Origin of the sequence: Azorhizobium caulinodans ORS 571 (assembly GCF_000010525.1) — a bacterium.
GTDB lineage: Bacteria > Pseudomonadota > Alphaproteobacteria > Rhizobiales > Xanthobacteraceae > Azorhizobium > Azorhizobium caulinodans.
The window spans coordinates 2461116-2477740 of sequence record NC_009937.1 but is presented as its reverse complement, the minus strand read 5'-3'; the positions used below and the strand labels follow the sequence as shown (position 1 = coordinate 2477740).

General features: G+C 67.6%; 19 protein-coding genes. All 19 read right to left on the bottom strand.

Annotation, left to right across the window (positions count from 1 at the left end):
- Positions 1-229: 229 nt before the first annotated feature.
- The 19 genes from AZC_RS11180 to AZC_RS11095 all read right to left on the bottom strand — a co-directional run bounded on the left by AZC_RS11180 (position 230) and on the right by AZC_RS11095 (position 16623).
- Positions 230-871 carry a hypothetical protein gene (locus AZC_RS11180; RefSeq protein WP_012170688.1) on the bottom strand — a complete coding sequence of 214 codons (642 nt, stop codon included), beginning with the start codon at positions 869-871 and terminating at the stop codon, positions 230-232.
- A 10-nt stretch (positions 872-881) separates the two neighbouring features.
- Positions 882-2723, bottom strand: a complete 1842-nt coding sequence (locus AZC_RS24395; protein ID WP_012170687.1) for a hypothetical protein — start codon at positions 2721-2723, stop codon at positions 882-884.
- Positions 2695-2889, bottom strand: coding sequence for a hypothetical protein (locus AZC_RS11170; RefSeq protein ID WP_043879233.1), 195 nt, complete (start codon positions 2887-2889; stop codon positions 2695-2697). Before AZC_RS11170 ends, AZC_RS24395 begins: the two co-directional genes overlap by 29 nt.
- A gap of 8 nt (positions 2890-2897) precedes the next feature.
- Positions 2898-5162: a hypothetical protein gene (locus tag AZC_RS11165; RefSeq protein WP_012170686.1), complete on the bottom strand. Its 2265-nt coding sequence runs from the start codon at positions 5160-5162 to the stop codon at positions 2898-2900.
- Between the two features lie 11 nt (positions 5163-5173).
- Positions 5174-5809 (bottom strand): phage tail protein I, encoded by a 636-nt coding sequence (locus tag AZC_RS11160; protein WP_012170685.1) that lies wholly within the window; start codon positions 5807-5809, stop codon positions 5174-5176.
- Positions 5806-6720 carry a baseplate assembly protein gene (locus AZC_RS11155; protein ID WP_012170684.1) on the bottom strand — a complete coding sequence of 305 codons (915 nt, stop codon included), beginning with the start codon at positions 6718-6720 and terminating at the stop codon, positions 5806-5808. The genes AZC_RS11160 and AZC_RS11155 overlap by 4 nt, the downstream gene beginning before the upstream one ends.
- Positions 6717-7130 (bottom strand): GPW/gp25 family protein, encoded by a 414-nt coding sequence (locus AZC_RS11150; protein WP_012170683.1) that lies wholly within the window; start codon positions 7128-7130, stop codon positions 6717-6719. Before AZC_RS11150 ends, AZC_RS11155 begins: the two co-directional genes overlap by 4 nt.
- Before the next feature lie 25 nt (positions 7131-7155).
- Positions 7156-7398, bottom strand: coding sequence for a hypothetical protein (locus AZC_RS11145; protein ID WP_012170682.1), 243 nt, complete (start codon positions 7396-7398; stop codon positions 7156-7158).
- An 8-nt stretch (positions 7399-7406) separates the two neighbouring features.
- Positions 7407-7952 carry a phage baseplate assembly protein V gene (locus tag AZC_RS11140; protein ID WP_043879232.1) on the bottom strand — a complete coding sequence of 182 codons (546 nt, stop codon included), beginning with the start codon at positions 7950-7952 and terminating at the stop codon, positions 7407-7409.
- Positions 7952-8587, bottom strand: coding sequence for a hypothetical protein (locus AZC_RS11135; protein WP_012170680.1), 636 nt, complete (start codon positions 8585-8587; stop codon positions 7952-7954). The genes AZC_RS11140 and AZC_RS11135 overlap by 1 nt, the downstream gene beginning before the upstream one ends.
- A complete protein-coding gene (locus tag AZC_RS11130) occupies positions 8584-9069 on the bottom strand; it encodes a phage virion morphogenesis protein (protein ID WP_012170679.1) in 486 nt (161 codons plus the stop codon). The genes AZC_RS11135 and AZC_RS11130 overlap by 4 nt, the downstream gene beginning before the upstream one ends.
- Complete coding sequence (locus AZC_RS11125) at positions 9066-9542, bottom strand: gp436 family protein (RefSeq protein ID WP_012170678.1); 477 nt, start codon at positions 9540-9542, stop codon at positions 9066-9068. The genes AZC_RS11130 and AZC_RS11125 overlap by 4 nt, the downstream gene beginning before the upstream one ends.
- Positions 9543-9647: 105 nt before the next feature.
- Positions 9648-9914: a hypothetical protein gene (locus AZC_RS11120; RefSeq protein WP_043879231.1), complete on the bottom strand. Its 267-nt coding sequence runs from the start codon at positions 9912-9914 to the stop codon at positions 9648-9650.
- An 11-nt stretch (positions 9915-9925) separates the two neighbouring features.
- A complete protein-coding gene (locus tag AZC_RS11115; RefSeq protein WP_012170676.1) occupies positions 9926-10828 on the bottom strand; it encodes a Mu-like prophage major head subunit gpT family protein in 903 nt (300 codons plus the stop codon).
- 32 nt (positions 10829-10860) lie between these two features.
- Positions 10861-11268, bottom strand: a complete 408-nt coding sequence (locus AZC_RS11110; protein ID WP_012170675.1) for a hypothetical protein — start codon at positions 11266-11268, stop codon at positions 10861-10863.
- Between the two features lie 24 nt (positions 11269-11292).
- A complete protein-coding gene (locus AZC_RS11105) occupies positions 11293-12246 on the bottom strand; it encodes a phage protease (protein WP_012170674.1) in 954 nt (317 codons plus the stop codon).
- Positions 12247-12543: 297 nt separating this feature from the next.
- A complete protein-coding gene (locus AZC_RS24995) occupies positions 12544-14184 on the bottom strand; it encodes a TIGR04141 family sporadically distributed protein (protein ID WP_012170673.1) in 1641 nt (546 codons plus the stop codon).
- A 174-nt stretch (positions 14185-14358) separates the two neighbouring features.
- Positions 14359-15177 (bottom strand): hypothetical protein, encoded by an 819-nt coding sequence (locus tag AZC_RS11100; RefSeq protein WP_043879230.1) that lies wholly within the window; start codon positions 15175-15177, stop codon positions 14359-14361.
- 213 nt (positions 15178-15390) lie between these two features.
- Positions 15391-16623: a phage head morphogenesis protein gene (locus tag AZC_RS11095; RefSeq protein WP_012170671.1), complete on the bottom strand. Its 1233-nt coding sequence runs from the start codon at positions 16621-16623 to the stop codon at positions 15391-15393.
- Positions 16624-16625: the final 2 nt, after the last annotated feature.

Genomic DNA, 16625 nt, shown 5'->3' with positions numbered 1-16625 from the left:
TCAACCAGTTCGAGCCGCTAACGGTTGCCATGAGCTTCGCATAGAAGCCACGTAACTCACCCAGGTCGGACATTCACTGCCTTCGAATCCGCTTTCGCAGAATCTTGACCGATAGAGGACCGTCTAGAAACCACCCCATAGTGGCCGAGTCCTTCAGCTATGGGCATCGGTAGACATTCAGTGCCGGTGTTAGCGCCACGTCCAGCCAGCGCCAATCTCCGTTCCCCCGCTAAAGCCCCCCACAGAACCGCCACAGCTCGTCGATCGCGCCGGGGCTCATGCCCAGCATGGCCCCGAGCGTGTCCACCAGCGGGTTGGTGCGCAGGAAGCTGGTGGCGCCGGACGGCAGCATGCGGGCGGTGAAACGGTCGGCGGCCGAGAGCTGGCCGATCAGCGTCTCGAAGGCCGCCGGCAGTGCGCCCGTGCTCACCGCCGAGATCGCCTCCTCCTCGGTGATGAGCCCCTTCAGCGCGAGGCCCTGGAAGAACTGCCGGTCGGAGATCTCCCGCGGCACCACCAGCGGTGCGGACGGGCTCTCGCCCGCCTTGCCGATGAAGCGCCCGTCCACCAGCGTGGCTCCCAGCGGCGGCTCTTCAACACCGGCCCCCGCCAGCTCGATCACCCGCCCCACCGGCGGCATGAGGCGGCTCGCGTCGCGGTTCGCCAGGAGCACGGTGCCGGCGGCATCCAGCACCAGCTTCACCGTGCCGGAGGCGTCCACCCCGCCGAGGATATTCCAGACCCGGCGGGAGTAGGCGTACCAGTCCTCGCCCGTCTCCTCCTGCCGCCAGTACAGGGCATTGGGCGGGGCCAGCGGATGGATGGTCTGCGGTACATAAGCGGCCCAGCGGCCGTGTTCGATGATGTCCATGGGATGTTCCTCACACGGTGCTGACGGCGTACCAGTTGCCGTAGGCGTCCTGCTGCTGGAGGGACGCATAGAAGAAGCCGGCGATGGTCCGGCCGTTGGCGTCGGGGCCGTAATAGGAGGTCAGGCCCACCATCACCTCGCCGGCCGAGGCGACGTGCTCGGTATGGCCGGCATTGACGCGGATGTCCCACCAGCGGACGGAGGCCAGGCGGATGTTCTTCGCCCGGTTGAAGACGGCCGAGAGGGTGGCGCCATAGAAGCCCGCATAAAGGTCGCCATTGCCTTCCACCTGGAACAGGGCGGCCCCATCGCCGCCGCGCTGCACGGAGAGCGCCGGGCGGTCCGCACCACCCGCACCGCGCAGGATCGTGGCGCTGCCGGGCGAGTAGATGGCCCGCAAGGCGCCCTGGCTGTCGGACATCCAGGTCTCGACGAAGTAAGGCACCATCTCGTGCAGCCAGCGCCCGCCGGCCCAGGGCATGTAGATGTTGCCGTCCGTCTGATGGATGGCCGCGCCGATGGCGATGTTGCCGGTGAAGGTGTCGCCGGTCCTGTTCGCCGGCACATAACCGAGCGCGGCCTGCGCCCCCAGATTGTCCCGCCCGATAGCCCTGGCGGCCTCCGACAGACCCTGCGCCGTGTCGATGCGGAGGCGCGCACCCAGCGCTGCCGAGACGGAGGCAGAGAAGTTCGGATCATTGCCGAGGGCGGCGGAGAGCTCCTTGAGGGTGTCGAGCGCACCGGGCGCGGCATCCACGAGGCCATCGACCGCGGCCCGGATGGCGGCGGCCACGGAGGCGGTCGAGGCCAGCGCCTCCACCGCGGCGCGGATCTCGGTGGTGGCCGGTCCGTAGCTCCAGGCGGACGGCAGGAGCTGGCCGGGAGCCGCCTCGCCGAAGTACGGCCGGTAGGCGAACATCGCCGAGGTGCCGCCGCCCGCCTTGGTCGGCCCCTTCACCAGGCGCGGCATGGCCCGCACGGCGGCGGCCGGGGCGCGGGCGATGAGCCACAGGCGGCGGGCATCGGAGAAGCGCGGACCGGAGACGGCCTCGGGAGAGGTGCCGCCATTGCTGCCGGAGAAGGCGAGCACGGGTGCATCCGCCACGCTCGTCCCGCCGAGGCAGTTGGAGGTGCCGAGCAGCGTGCCGGCGGCATCGAACCAGAGCAGCTCGGCATAGACCACCCTGGCCCGATGGTTCCCGGTATAAACCGAGAACTGATAGGCCTCGCCGCCCTGCACGGGGAAGGCATTGCCGCTGCCATCGTGGAAGTCGAACCAGCAGTAGGCGTCGGCCTCGTCCTGCTGGATCAGGAACCAGCCCTGCACACCCGCCGGCAGCCACACGGTGTGCTGGCCGGCGGCCCCCGCCGCGCCGGAGAGCATGCTGGAGGGACCGGCAACACTGACGCCCATCATGCCGGCAGCCCCTGCCGCATTGGGCAGGCGGTTGCCGGCGCCGGTGAAGGCTGCCACCGTCTGCGCCACATGGGCGGTGGTGGCGAGCTGGCCGTCCGCCGTGCCCGGCGGCAAGGTGGGCGCGACGATCGCCGAGGCCGGGATGGAGCCGGTGATGATGGCGTGGACCTGATCCTCGGCCTCGGCCATGGCCGCCTGGAGCGCGGCGAGCGCGGTGCGCATGGCCTGAAGCTCGGGGGCGACATTAGCCTGGATCACCTGCAGCGCCTGGCCGGTGCCCAGATCAATCAGCGCCTCGAAGCTCGCCCGCACGGCCTCCAGCGCGCGGAGCCGCAGGCCGACGCTGACGAGGGCCGCATCCCATGCCGCCTTGTTGAGGCGCATGTCGTGCGGGGCGGCATAATCGCTATCGGGGCTGGGCAGAGAGGACGGCATCGGCCCCGTTCTCCGTGATGAGCTGGACGAGGAGCGCCCCGGTGAGCGTCAGCTCGCCACGGGGCAGCAGGCGCGCGGCGCCGACCGTGACCGGCCGGGCCAGCACCACGCCATAAGTCGCGGCCGGATCAATGGAAGCGGTCTCTGGTGCGGGAGCGTCAATCATGGCAGGCCTCACAGGGCATAGAGGGCGATGTTCTGGATGAAGGGCACGTCGGTGACGGTGGTGGTGGTCATGTCCACCCGTGCCCGCGCTTCGGTAACGGGCGCGCCCAGGATGAAGGTGGCGAGCACCGTGCGCTTCTTCGGGTTCACCAGATCCGGCGTCAGAGAGACGGCCGAGGGCGAGAGGATGCTGGCCCCCACCACGAGGCGGAGCTGCATGTTGTGGCGGGAGGCGTCATAGGCATCGACCACCACCTCCAGCTGGATGGTGGAAGTGGCAAGGCCGAAGGCCTGGGATCTGGAGACCGCGATCATCTCGCCGCGCGGGCGGAAGGTCATGCCGCGCGCCTTGGCATCGAGGACGATTGCCGGCTGGAGGTCCGTGGTGCCCACGAAGACCGCGCGCAACTGCACCAGCGCCGGAAGGCCGGCCAGCGTGTCTCCGCCCTCCACATCCGCCAGCGTCAGCGGCTGCCAGGCATTGGAGGTGCTGGGCTTCACCTCCCAGGTGAGCGCCGTGCCGCCCGGCGCCCAGCCCCCGTGCAGGAGCCGCAGCTCGGTCATGCCGTTCTCCAGCGTCAGCGGGGCAAACTCCACCACCGTGCGCGGGGCGGCGAAGGTGGCCGCCTTGATGCGCATGGCAAAATCCACCTCGGTGGAGATCTGGCTCCAGGCCCCATCGGTGCAGGTGAAGCGCGAGCCCTGGGCGAACCTGTTCCCCGCCACCGTCTCCAGCGCATGGTTGCCGGTCGTCACCGTCGCCCAGGCATAGCGCCTGCCGCTCTCCAGCAGGCTCGGGCGCAGGGGGAAGGTCACCCAGCCGGCGGCCAGATCCTTCGCCGCCAGCGTGGTGGTGACGATGACCCGGTCAAGGCGCGGCTGGCCGGTGTCGTCGCACTCGCACACGAACAGATGCACGTCGCCGGAGGAGCCGACGCGGGTGAAGGAGAGATCGATGGAGGTGAGGATCATCGGCTGGGCGCACAGCCAGGTCTGGCCGTAGATGGAGCCGTTCACGCCGAAGCTCTCGGTCACATAGTCCCAATAGACGTCCGTGACGGTGCGGGTGATGATCCTGCGCACCGCGCGCAGCACGTGGCCCGCCCATTCGGTGTTGCCGGCGATGGCCACCACCTCGAACGTCTCGCCTTTGACGGTGAAGAGTTCGCCGACGCTGCGTCCATAGCTGGTCGCCCACTCCGCATTGTTCTCGCAGACGGTGACGGTCTCGCCATATTCCACCACCTGGCGGGCGATCTCCCGGCGGACGGCGGTGGTCACCGTGTGGGTGAGCTGGGAGATGTTGGTGGAGCCGCCGTCTCCGGGCACCTCGATGCGCACCGCCTCCTCCCAGGCGGGCAGCAGCAGCGTGCCGGACATGCGCAGGGCCGCAGAGCCCGGATCGAGCAGCGCGAGCTGGCTGTCGCGCTCCGCCGCCCAGGGGAAACGGATGCCCTCACGCACACGGGCGAGCCAGGTGGCGTGGGTGAGGTCCCAGGCGTCCTGGACGAGGCCGGCGTCGTACCAGTAGGCCCGCGCCTCGTCGGGCATGGCGAGCTGCCGGCGGACATTGGCCACGTCCCGCTTCAGCTGGCGGATGATGGTGGGGTGCGGGATGTCGGTGAGGCGGGAGGCGATGTTGGCCACATCCGTCTCCAGCGTGGTGGTGCGCCGGATGGTGTTGGAGACCTCGCCCTCCAGCGTGGTGAGGCGCCCTTCCACCTCGGCAAGGCTCTTGAGGCGGGAACCGTGATCCAGCTCCACCGCCACGATGCCGGTGGGCGCCAGCTCGACGAAGGCGAGGCAGCACTGGTCGGCCGCCACCGAGGGCTTGAGGGGTGTCGGCGACGGCAGGCCCTGCTGGATCACCACCTCGACGATGCGGCTCTCGGTCTTGGGGACCGCCTGCTCCACCGTCTCGCCGGTCTCCGCATCGGTCTCGATCATCCGCTGGGCGGTGAGGGTTCGGGTGGCGCCGCGCAGCAGCAGGGCCACATAGCGCCGGTCGCCGGTGACGAGCGGCAGATGGATCTGGAGGTTGAGGTCGATGGGCTCCTCGGCCGCATAGACGATCGCGCCGGCGAAGAGGCGGCCGGGGTTGATGCGCAGCTCGATGGAGGACGGCTGGGAGATGCTGAAGTCCGCCCAGTGGTGGGCATAGTCGATGGCGCCGCCGACGATGTGGTCGTCGCCCTCGCGGGCATAGAGGGAGATGTTGCCGAAATCCTGCGGCTCGGCGACTTCGGCCTCGGTGAAGCTGACGATCCTGGTCATGGGGGGAGCCTTCAGAGCTTGCGACGCGCCACGTAGGCGCCGAGGTGGAAGGTGCCGTCGAGCGGTGGCCCATCGGCGAGCATCAGCGGGCGGGCATGGCCGAAATCGACGCGGTACTCGGTCTCCGGCGCCTTGGCGGCGACGAGGGCGGCGAGGCACCGGCGGCGGGGCTCGCGGCTCGGCGTCCTGAGCCGGCTGCGGCCGAGGGCGGTGCGCCCGCCCACCAGGGCGCGGGGCGGCGTCAGGGTGCGCACGCGCACCAGATAGCGGGCGAGCCAGGGCGGATGGCCGATGGGCGCGCGCCCGACACGGGCGCGGCCGAAGACGAAGCGGGTGGGATAGGCCACCGCATCGAGCAGCAGGCCGTCCACATAGCCGAGGAAGGTGACGGCGCCGGGCCGCGTGCCCACCAGCCAGGCGGCAAGCGGGGCCTCGCCGATCACCTGCCGGCGGCGGGTCTCCGGCCAGTCGGAGAACCACAGGCGCACGCCGTCATGGACGGCGAGCCAGGGCAGGAAGCGGGCGGGAGCGCGGGACGGATCGAGGGTCTGCGCGATCGGCACCGGCAGGGTGTCGGTCATGGCATGGGCGAGCGCCTGCTCGAACGGGCGGGCGTTGTCCGGCAGGAGGTCGGCGGCATCCGTCATGGCGCCACCTCCACGGTGAGCGCCACTTCACCGAGCACCGGGATCGCATAAGGCGCCGAAGGGATGTCAGACGCCGGCTCACTCAGATCCACGCGCTGGATCGAGAGGCCATAAGCCCGGCCGCTGAGGAAGACGGCCGGCACCTCGGCGCCGATCCGCGTCCTCTCGGCCGCTGCGGCGGTGATGCGGGTGATGGCTTCCAGCCGAACGGTCTCCGCATCAGGGCCAGCCGGCAGGAGGAGCTTTCCACGTACCGCGTAAAGACGCCGCGTGGCCCGAAGCACCGAGACGGAGGTCGCTTCCGGCTTCACGGAAGGCGCCGTCACTGCACTCCGGACGAGCGCCATCTCGGCATCGGTCGCGTCGCGCCCACCTGGGCCGGCGATGACGATGTCGGTGTCGCCCCGCCGGCCGTGGATCGCCCGGCCGATGACGGAGGCATGCAGCAACTGCGGCCAGGCGGTGTAGGCCTCGAACAGATAGCGCTCGGCGCTGCCGGCGGCCGGCCGGGTGAAGGCCAGCAAATAACGCTGGAGCAGGCGCTCATCGCTCTCCATCACCGCCGCCGTGGTCTCGGTGGCGGGCGTCACGGTCAGGCGCTGGACGCCGATGCGGGCGGCCACCGCGTCGAGGTCGCTGCCTTTGGCGAGCGGCGCGAGGACGGCCCGCACCGCATCGTTGACCCGCGCCCGATCGAGCAGGCGCAGATAGGACCAGGCCTGCGAGGCGATGACCGCCGGGTCCGTCTCCAGCGTGCCCACGTCCCAGGCCGGCAGGGAGGGATCGAGGGCGCGGGCGGCGTCCCAGGCAGCGGTGAAGCGGCTGAGGAAGGCTGCCTGCAGCGTCTCGTAATCGAGCGCCTCGATGGCGTCGGGCGCCGGCAGGCGGGAGAGGTCGATGACCTGCGTCACGCCATCCTCCGTGCGACCTGCTGGGCGAGCACGACGGGCGCGCCATAGCCGATGGGGATGGCCTTGCCGTAATCGCCGAAACGCCCTTCCGGGTAATAGGTGCCGGAATGGCGCAGCGCGAGGCCGCCGGCCCGCGTGGCGTTCACGAACTGCAGCTCGGTGAGGCGATACTCCGGCTCGAAGGTGTGGGCGGCCACCACGAGGTCGGCATAGATGCCGAGCGCGGTTGCGGGCGAGAGATCCTCGGCCAGCCACGAGCGTAGCTCGGAGCCGATCTGAAGGCGCATGACGCGCTCGCGGAAGCGCGTGGTCCAGATGACCGCGAGCGACTGCTGAACGTGCGCCCAGCCGGTCAGCACCTGCCCGGTGCGCCGGTCGAGGCCCGTGCGATAGCGCACCGCCTGCGCCATGCTTCAAGCTCCCTTCAAAGCCGGTTCAGCGACGGCGGGCGGGCCTGGGCTCCGCCTCTCCGGTCGTAGTTCCGGTGTCCGAATTGCCGGAAGTCTGCGGCGCCTCGGGATCGGCCGGCGCCGGGCGGATCACGCCGGCCAGCAGCTCGGTGCGGGCCTCGAACTCCGTCAGGTGCAGCGTCTCGCCCACGCGGGCGGAACGGCCGGCCACCTTGGGACCGGCGGCCTCGGTGACGACGAAGGGGAGTTTCAGGAGATCGGATGTCATGATGAGCCTCAGACCGGGGGACCGGAGGTGCTGTCGCCGCCCATCACCTTGCCGTGCTTGTGCTCGGCGCCGATGGACTTGCCGTTGTGGGAGACGTCGCCGCCGGTGACGGTGAGGCCGGCGCCATCGATGCGCACGGTGACGCCGCCGGCCTGGATCTCCAGCGCGCCGTCGCGCCGGGTGACGACGAGGCCGCCCAGCTTCTCCACCACCGCATCCTCGGCCGTGGACGGGGCCGCCCGCGCGCCGGAATAGGCATCGCGCACGGCGATGGAGGCGGTGCCAAGCGTGCCGGACGGGCTCTCCACCGTGACGAGATCGCCCTTCAGGATGGGCGTATGGGTGGAGAGGAGTCCGTTCGCCGGCTCCCGCCAGGGGATCCAGGGCGAGAGCACGGGCTTGCCGTCCGCCGTAGCACCGATCTGCACCCGGCAGCGGCGTTTGGCGGCATCCACCTCGGCCACCACGCCTTTGAGCTTGCTGCTGGCGAGGCGCCGCTCGGTCTGGTTGACCTTCCGGTGCAGGCGCCTGATCTCCTGCTCGACGAGCGCCATCACGCGCGCTCCTGCCGTAACAGCGCCAGGACCTCCGGCGGGATCTGGTCGGGGAAGGTCACATCCGCGAAGGGCGCGATGCCGGTGCCGTCCAGCTCGGTGACCGCGGGACGATCCGAGGCGAACAGGCTGCGGCCGAGATCGGCCACCAGCTGCGTCCAGGTGACGGCATAATAGGCCGCGCCCGCCGCCGCATCGCGCACGGTGAACATGGGCTTCAGCTCCGGTGCGGGGTCGGCCTCCGGCGGCAGGACGTTGCCGAGGCCCCAGGTCTGGGCGTCCGCGTCTTCGAGGATGGCGAGCAGCCGGTGGCCGAGGGCAAGGCCCAGCGTCTCGCGCTCGACGCGGCGGCCGTCCACCACCGCATCCTCGACCACAACGTAGGCGGCGAACTCCACCGCCAGCCCATAGCCGCCATCGATGAGACGGCGGGCGCGAATGCGCGTCCAGCCGACCGCAACGCCGGGCGCCGCCACAACGGATTTGGCCACCACGTCGGCAATGTCGATCCGGCCCGGATGGGAGACGATCTTCACGCCCGGCATCAATGCGCCGAGGCGCGCAACGATGGCCGCCTTGAGCGCCTGGACCGGATCGGCGGCGATGAGGCTGGCGAGCGAGACGGGCGCGATCATCGGATCAGCCCTCCGAAGACGTCGGTCACGAGATCGACGATCTCCTGCCGGTTGTCGTCGGACAGGCCGATGAAGGGCCGCGCGGGAATGGTCACCTGCTTGGCCAGCACGAAGGAACCGCCCAGCATGAAGGCGAGGCTCGGTGCCGCCTTGGCCTTGATGACCGCGCCATCCTGGTGGACATGAGCGAACTGCCAGGAAGAGCCCCACTGCGCCTCATCCCCGGAGGCGATCCAGGCGATGGAGCCGAGGAGATGCTGTCCACTCTCCAGCAGGATGGAGGAGCCCGCATGATTGGGCGGCCAGGGCGAACCATCGGGCGCCGTCTTCTCGCTCTCGATGCGGCGGCGGGTATGGCTCTCGCCCAGCGCGCCGATGGCGGACATGAGGTCCGAGGCATCGAAGCGCGCGAGCGCGGCGAGTTTTGCCACGGCGGGGCCGAAGTCGGCGGCGTCCACCGAGAGGGAGATGCCGGCGCTCATCGCCGGGCTCCAAAGGTGGCGCGGGAGAAGATGCGCTCGGGCACGTCGATGACGACACCGTTGGGGCCGATGTCGCCGGCCTCGTCCGTATCAGCGGGCACAGGGGTCGTGGTGCCGCCGCCGATGGTGAGTGCGCCCTTGCCGGAGGCGATGGCCTCCAGGCGCTTCACCGCATTCTCATAGCCCTCCCGCAGGCGGTCGCTGGAGCGGGAGAAGGAGAGCGCCACGCGATAGAGCGCGATGTCCATGGTGTAGACGGCGAGGATCTCCGCCGAGCCCTCATCGACGCTCGCGAGGTCGGCGGGCGTATAGCGGGCCTGGAGGATGCTGCGCGCCTCCACCGAGGCGTCGCGCAAAGCGGCATCCACCCGCGCATCATCCCGCAGGCCCGTGGTCTCGTCCGCCGCAAGCAGCGTCAGCTCCGCCGGATGGCGGGCGGCAAGCTGGGCGAGCGTGGCAAACGGGGCGGCCATGGGGATCTCCTCGCAGGACGGGATGGGCAGGGCGGCGAACCGTCCTGTCCGGGGGTGCGCGAGGCACCAGGGGGACCATGGCAGGCGGGGCTGTGTGCCCGGCGCTCAGGCTTCGGGCGAAGCCTCGGCCTCGGGAATGGGACGGCGGTGCGGGACGACGGCGAGGTGCGGATCGGCGCGCAACAGCGCGATCACGTCCTCCGGCGTGATGCCCTTCGCCCTGGCGGCGGCCTCGATGTCCGCCTCGCCGAGGTCGACCGGCGCGCGCCCGAACTGGAGGCCGGCCCGCCAGCGGGAGCCGCCGGGCGCCGTGATCCGAAGGCAGGGCTCGGTCGCCTCGGGAGCGGTGGAAGTGGCAGGAGCTTTCGCCATCACGCCTCTCCTCAGGCCGCGAGCTTCGGCGCCCGCAGGAGCGTCACGAGGTTGCGGTTGGTGTTGGTGGAGCCGTCGATCACGTCGCGCTCCAGGATGTCCTTGGCGGTGAAGAAGTTGGTGTTGCCCACCACCAGGTGCGTGGGCGTGACGCCGAGCGGCGTGCCGTTGTCGCTCCTGAAGGCGGTGATGGCGTTCCAGGCGGCGCGCAGGTTGGCCGCCGTCAGCTCGGCCCGCGAGCCGAAGGCCATCTGCCAGAAGCCGTAGCCGGCGCCCACGCGGGCATCCGAGCCATAGACATATTCGTCGCGCTCGAAGACGCGGTCGCTGGTCTTGGCGTCCTCCTTGGCCACGAAATTGTAGTCGCGGCGCTTCTGGAAGATGAAGGGCTTCAGCGGCCGGCTGAGGTCCAGCAGCATCCAGGGCTCGCCCGTCCCCGCCTGCATGTTGGAGACGGTCGCCTGCGCACCCGGCAGGCCCACCGGATGGTCGGTGTCGAAGAAGGGCTGGCCGTCATAGCAGGCGCGCGTCCAGGCCTGGGGGATCAGCTCGCCGAAGACGAGGTCGTCGGGATGCTCGGCGGCGGCCTGGCCCAGCAGCTCGAAGCGCGGGGCATAGATGCCGAGCCGGTCGTCCTCGATGTCGTCCCGCTGCACGGAGACCGTCAGCTCGAACTTGCGGTTCCGGATGGCATAGCCATGGGCGCGCAGGCCGTGCACGTGCCGGTCGCCGATCCACTCCCGCATCTTGGGGATGTCGCCGAGCCAGCCATAGGTTTCCTCCGAGGAGGTGGAGGGCACGATGGTGCAGAGGTTCCAGTAGAGCGCCGTGACGCCCGAAAAACCCTTCTGGAAATTGGTCTTGAAGCCCTTGTTGATGGCTTCCAGCAGCGGGGGCGTGAGGACGCGGGGCATGAGACGTCTCGCGGATGGAGGAGAGAGGAGGATCAGAAGCCGAGGCGGACCCAGACGCCCTGGGCGTCCACGTCGATCACCGTGCCGGCTTCGGACCGCGTGTTGCCGGCGCTGGTGCGGGCGACCGTCTGGTCGTCCACCAGGAAGCACGGCTTGCCGATGTCCGCCGGCAGCACCGCATCGGTGGCGAGCGTCTGGAAGGCGAAGGTGCCGCGCCGGGTGGTGACGCTGAGCGCCCCGTTGGCGCCACCGGAATTGTCGGCCGTGGCATCGGCGATGCCCAGCACGATGAGGCCGGCGGCGGTCTTGCCCGGCACGGCGAGCCCGGCCTCCATGACGGTGATGGCGCCGCCATGGATGAGGACGCCGGCCGCCACCGGCGCGGTGGAGGTGGCGCCCGCCTTCTCCGGCGGGATGCGGGGTGTGGTGAGGGCAACCATGGCAGCGGTCTCCGGGAAGATGGATCAGGCGGCCGGCAGGCCGTTGGCGGCGCGGAAGTCCGCCTCGGTGATGCCGAGCTGGCGGATCACCTCCCGGTCCTCGGCGCTGAGGCGGGCGGTGTCGTCGCCCGAGGGCGCGGCCCGGCCGTCGAGGCCGGAGGCCGCCAGCAGCTCGGGCGCGCCGGCCAGCAGCTGCTCGACGGCGGCAAGGCCGGCATCGGTGGCGCACAGCGCCGCGTAATGGTCGCGCTGGGCCGGCAGGATCTTGCGGGCCTTCAACGCGCCTTCCAGCAGCGCCTCCACCTTCTCCGTGCGCTGGGTGGCGCGCAGGGTCTCCAGCTCGCCCGAGACGCTCGAAAGGCGGGCAACCGCCTCGTCATGGACGGCCTTCGGCACGAACAAGGCGGGGTCGCCCTGTGTCTTCAGGGTGGTGAGGGCGGCAAGGCACTCGGCCTCGCTCGCGCCATCGGCGAGGCCGAGCGCGGCGATCACGGTCTTCATGGGGCTCTCCGGGGTGTGGGAGGGGTCGGCCTGGGCCAGCGCCGGCTGGGCGCCGAGGGCGGGCGATGCCACGAGGGCGGCGCTCTTCAGCCAGAGCGCCTCGCCCTTGGGCGCCGGGAAGGCCGGGGACACATAGGGATAGGCCTTGAGGAGCGCGGGCGCGGCGGAAGGGTCGATCCAGTCGACGCGGCCGTAAAGCGCCTCGCCCTCCGGCTCCAGCGCGGTGATGAAGCCCACCGGGTCGGCCCGCTCGCCCCTGGGCGCCAGGATCTCGGTGGCGTGGTTGATGTCGAGGGGGACCTTGATGCCGTCCGCCTGGAAGCGGGCGACGAGCCGGGCGAAGTCCACGAGGAAGCTGCGCCCGTCCCGCGTGCCGATCCGGCCGCCCTTCGGGAACAGCATGATCCGCTCCGGCGCGGCCTCGGTGGGGCCGGCGGCGAGGATGGTCAGGACATGGGTGAGGACGGCGTTCGACATGCCCCGACCATGCCGGGTCGCGGGCCGCGCATCATGGGCGACAGGTGTCGCCCGGCGAGGGGCAAATCAGGGGGAATGGAGGGACGTTAGCCCGGCGGCGCGGGGGACGACAACATCGCCCGCACAGGAGGCGCGTTAAAGGCGGTTTGAAAGGCGGTGGCGGGCTCGTGGAGATGGTGGCGGAGAAGGCCGTCTTACCCCTCGAAATTGCGAGCGAGGGGCTTTCTGAGACCCTCCGAGTTCGAGGGGCGAGCAAATTAACTTAACCTCGCGCCTGAATAACCGAGAGCGGGCCATCTATCTGGTTTGATCTGGCCATAAGCCGATGAACTTTAAGCCTGTTTCGTACTTCATGGCACGCATGGTTCTCATTTCATCGCGTAGGGAGACCTTGCTAAAAAACGGAATATTGAAGCGACCGTCGCGCCGCGGTGTATCAGCGATAATAAATTCGACGCGCCACGGCCGGCTATCGCAGCGCACCCGATCAAGATGGAGCGCTTCCTGCTCGCCGGCTCGCTCCACAACCATGGTACGTAGTTGCGTCCACGCTGCCTCAAAAGTGCTGAAGTGGCGAGCTGAATTTGCCCCTTGCTTGAAAAAATGGCTCAGGACGCTAGAGCGGCGCGAACTTTTCTTGACATGCAGGAAGCTCTTATTTTCAACATCCAGAATGTCACATGTTTCGAAATCGGAACGATCCACACCTGGAATTTTTATGAGTGCCCTATCAAGTAGAACGCAGCCATGTGTCAGGGCAAATCGCTGATTATAGGCGGACTCGGCCTCATAATGACCATTTCCGTCACTGCTGTATATTTTTCGAAATGGCTCAGGCGGGCAAGTCCAGCTTTCGATTGCCTCATCGAAGAACCTCTCGATGTCATCCTTAAAATGCTGCTCTATTCGATACCATTCGCCCTCGTTGATCGCGTATCGCTCGTTCTCGTGCACGAGAGATCCTACCAGCGAGGACTTCACCGACCATTTACGGTCGGGACGTCCATCGTCGTTGAATATCGCTACTATCTTATGGTTGTGAAGGGTCTCGGCGGTTAGGTCAGGCAGACTGGCGCTCATCGCCGCAACATAGTCTCGTAACATGAGATCCGGGTGAGTGCCCCGACAGCCTGGTCCGCGGAAGCGATACGATACTGCCTGATCCTCGAATCCGATGGGTAGGCCGAATTCGAATAGTTCTTCTCCGCTACGGATGCTTTCCGCCGCCAGTTCGTCGAGCGTCTCCGCAAGACGCCGGTCCGATACCGGCATAACAAAATCCAATATTGCAAAGTCTGTTTGCTGGTAAGCGTTGGAGGCATAATATTCGAGCGCATCTGCGGCGAGCGCAGGCAGATCCCCCAGCCCAAATTCCCCAGTTAGGCGAAGCGAGCGCGCCCCTGAGATGCTGTCGATTACAGCATCGTTGCGGGTTCGACCGCTGATTCTGCGGACGAGATCCAGCGCGTCATCAGTACCAAACGTGGTCAGCCCGCGCTGAAAGGGAGATAACGCGACGGCGCGAAGCGCGTCGCCTAGGTTGGCACGTTCTAAACGTCTCAGTTTTTTGTCGTCGAGCGCGTTGATCGCAGCCCGTAACCCAAAATCCCCTTCAAAGCAACGCTCATCCAGATACATCCAGCCGTGCGCAAAAGTCGAGGCAAATATTCGATCCGACGAACGAAACAAAAGAACGCCAGCGGCTGACGTCGTATATAAATTTGGAACAGAAAAATGCCGCCCAACCTCCTTCAGCCAATCTGGCACATGCTTTTCTCCCGTGAAAATAAATAGCTTTGCTCCATCTCCAAAGTCTTGACAATTAATGATTGTAGTGGTTGAACGTCCGAGCTTCGCCCTTGCCTCTTCGGTGAATACGCGCTCGAAGTCGGTGGTGTCCGACTTTCCAAGAAAAAGTGTAAACGTCTTTTGTGCCACGCGCAGCCTCCCCCCAAAGCGTCGTGTGGAATCGATAACAAGAGAAGATACAATAATCTCGTCGAGTTGGTGGCGGTAAAATAATAGTATCGACGTGAGGTCGCCGGCATTGACTATGTGCCGGCGCTCCAGTCACGTTCCGATCTGTCGGATGGCTGTGTTCTCGGACGTCGCTTAGGCGGGGGTGCCTACCCGCTCTCGCTCGCGTTGGCGAAGACGTTTGACATAGGCTGAATCGACAACTTCGTCTGGGTCCAGGTCGAGCGCGCAGGTTACGAGAGACGCAAGGCTCGCGTCCGTAAGACGGAAATCGTCCGGTAAGAAGCCGGCATTGCGCCGCTTGTTCTGTTCTATCGTGACGAAAAGCGTTTTGAAAAAGTCGGCGAGCGACCCTCTCTTTCCTTGCGTCGCCGCCTCAGTGAGAGGGTCGCTTGCGCTGACCTTGGAGGTCGCGGCGTCGCGGGAGAGCACAAGCAAGCAGTCGCCAATGGATGGCCAATATTTGAGGTCATACCGGCCCCGAAGCGTGGCAAGTGAATCTCTAATGTGACAATGGTAAAGATAATTCTTGGCGGCCGCTTTCTCGATCAAATCCAGTGGATGATAATATGTGTCCGATCGAAAAGATGACCGGTTGTGCAGATCGTTTCGCTCCTCAATCAGGCTGTAGAGAGACGCAGATATTTTGGCAATTTCCGCATTTATTATTTGAAGGCGCTCCCGATCGGATCGGGCCTCTCTCGTCCGCTCGCGGTTCCAGAATGCAGCTGTCGATAGTAGCTGGTCGAGAAACACCTCGAGTGCAGATGGATGAGAGCCAAGTTTCTCGTGCAATTCGACATATGCGTCCGTTAGCTCGGTGCCGCGCGCGAGCAAACGATCGGCTACAGCGTTCACACTTGGCAGAATGTTATGCTCGATGTTGTAAGCCTTCCCCTTCTGGAGGAGCCTCTCGCAGATTTGTGAAGGGGTGATCGTTCCCTGTTCCGTCATGACCGTTCCTTTGCATTCAAGCCATGCAGGCATCCTAGCTCAACCTAATTTCGGTGTCGGAACCTGAACACCGGAAAGTCGAGGTGTTCCGAGGTACCCTGGGACTCAATAATTTGCGTGGCGGTGAAATCGGTTGGCCTCGGCATCTTAATGTCGCTGGCCCCCAGATGGAGCGCGGTCAGGCCGAGGAGCGGTCCATCCCCTCCGCGCCTTTCACTCTCGGGTCTGGCTGTCCACGATCGAACGGCGGGCAGTTTCCCCTGTCTGCGGGTGCATGGAGATCACCCGCATCAGGCCAGTGTCCGACTTGGTGACGATAGCCCGCCACCAGGCCTTGCCCAGGTTCCATATCATGCCGCGCCGCCGGGGATTGGCGTCCGGCACCACCGTCCCCTCCGCGATCGCCGCCGGCAGACGGCGCAGGTCCTCATAGCTGCGGCCATCCTTGTACCGGCCGTCGTGGTTGGCCCGCGCTACCACGTCCGCGCCATTGATGGAGACCAGCGGCGACTTCGCCCCCAGCTCAGCCTGGAGCTTCGGCGCGACGCCCGCCGGCAGCCACACCTGCCGCGCCTCAACCTCCGGCAGTCTGCTCACCACCCGCGTCCACGGGCTGTCCCAGAGCTGCTCCAGGGTGCGGGTGGCGTCCGCCGGCTCCGCCTCCACCAGGGACTGCTCCAGGGCGCGCAGCACGCCCTTCACGCGCGCGAGGCCCGGATTGCCGCCCCAGCCGGGATCGATGCCCACCGGCACATCCACGATCTCGCCCGAGCGCTTGTTGGTGAAGGCCCGCGTCTCGATCACCGGCCGCTCGGCCGAGTAGCGGATGCCGTTCCCACCGGCGGGCTCCAGCGCCAGTAGGCGATCCCGCTCGCGGGCGGTGATCTGGCGGACGGAGCATTTGCACAGCCAGCCATTAGGCGGGAAGTGGCTCGCCCAGAAGGGATCATCCACGGGCAGGATGGTGCCCACCCAGCCGAGGTGCTCCTTGCGCGGGTCGGCCGCCGTGGTGCGCACATAGAGCAGATGGGGCAGCGCGGCTTTGGTGCGCTGCGCCCGCTCCCACTGGCCGGCGGCGCGGGCCGAGGCCATGTTGCCCCAGAAGATGGTCTTCAGCCGGTTCGGGGCGGTGAAGTCCACCACCGCATCCGGCTTGCCGCCGGCCGGGTCCGCCACCAGGCGTGGCCCGCCCCAGCCGATGCGGTTCAGATCCTCCACCACCCGCGTGCGCCAGGTCTCGAAGCCGAGGCCCTCCTTCTGCGCCCGCGCGATGGAGGCCTTGAAGGTGGTGAGCACCTCGGTCTCCACCGCCTTCGCCACGGTGAAGGCGTGGGCGTGCTCCTCCTGCCAGACGTCCTGCCAGTGGAAACCGGGCTTCAGGCCCTTGTCGTCGAAGTAGCGCACCACCTCGGGCGGCGGGCCGAAGCCGGTCTGCCTCTGCGCCATCA

What these genes read in the sequence shown, in the direction of transcription:
- AZC_RS11180 (WP_012170688.1), bottom strand. Translation starts at nt 871, where the DNA reads ATGGACATCATCGAACACGGCCGCTGGGCCGCTTATGTACCGCAGACC.
- AZC_RS24395 (WP_012170687.1), bottom strand. Translation starts at nt 2,723, where the DNA reads ATGCCGTCCTCTCTGCCCAGCCCCGATAGCGATTATGCCGCCCCGCAC.
- AZC_RS11170 (WP_043879233.1), bottom strand. Translation starts at nt 2,889, where the DNA reads ATGATTGACGCTCCCGCACCAGAGACCGCTTCCATTGATCCGGCCGCG.
- AZC_RS11165 (WP_012170686.1), bottom strand. Translation starts at nt 5,162, where the DNA reads ATGACCAGGATCGTCAGCTTCACCGAGGCCGAAGTCGCCGAGCCGCAG.
- AZC_RS11160 (WP_012170685.1), bottom strand. Translation starts at nt 5,809, where the DNA reads ATGACGGATGCCGCCGACCTCCTGCCGGACAACGCCCGCCCGTTCGAG.
- AZC_RS11150 (WP_012170683.1), bottom strand. Translation starts at nt 7,130, where the DNA reads ATGGCGCAGGCGGTGCGCTATCGCACGGGCCTCGACCGGCGCACCGGG.
- AZC_RS11145 (WP_012170682.1), bottom strand. Translation starts at nt 7,398, where the DNA reads ATGACATCCGATCTCCTGAAACTCCCCTTCGTCGTCACCGAGGCCGCC.
- AZC_RS11140 (WP_043879232.1), bottom strand. Translation starts at nt 7,952, where the DNA reads ATGGCGCTCGTCGAGCAGGAGATCAGGCGCCTGCACCGGAAGGTCAAC.
- AZC_RS11135 (WP_012170680.1), bottom strand. Translation starts at nt 8,587, where the DNA reads ATGATCGCGCCCGTCTCGCTCGCCAGCCTCATCGCCGCCGATCCGGTC.
- AZC_RS11130 (WP_012170679.1), bottom strand. Translation starts at nt 9,069, where the DNA reads ATGAGCGCCGGCATCTCCCTCTCGGTGGACGCCGCCGACTTCGGCCCC.
- AZC_RS11125 (WP_012170678.1), bottom strand. Translation starts at nt 9,542, where the DNA reads ATGGCCGCCCCGTTTGCCACGCTCGCCCAGCTTGCCGCCCGCCATCCG.
- AZC_RS11120 (WP_043879231.1), bottom strand. Translation starts at nt 9,914, where the DNA reads ATGGCGAAAGCTCCTGCCACTTCCACCGCTCCCGAGGCGACCGAGCCC.
- AZC_RS11115 (WP_012170676.1), bottom strand. Translation starts at nt 10,828, where the DNA reads ATGCCCCGCGTCCTCACGCCCCCGCTGCTGGAAGCCATCAACAAGGGC.
- AZC_RS11110 (WP_012170675.1), bottom strand. Translation starts at nt 11,268, where the DNA reads ATGGTTGCCCTCACCACACCCCGCATCCCGCCGGAGAAGGCGGGCGCC.
- AZC_RS11105 (WP_012170674.1), bottom strand. Translation starts at nt 12,246, where the DNA reads ATGTCGAACGCCGTCCTCACCCATGTCCTGACCATCCTCGCCGCCGGC.
- AZC_RS11100 (WP_043879230.1), bottom strand. Translation starts at nt 15,177, where the DNA reads ATGACGGAACAGGGAACGATCACCCCTTCACAAATCTGCGAGAGGCTC.
- AZC_RS11095 (WP_012170671.1), bottom strand. Translation starts at nt 16,623, where the DNA reads ATGGCGCAGAGGCAGACCGGCTTCGGCCCGCCGCCCGAGGTGGTGCGC.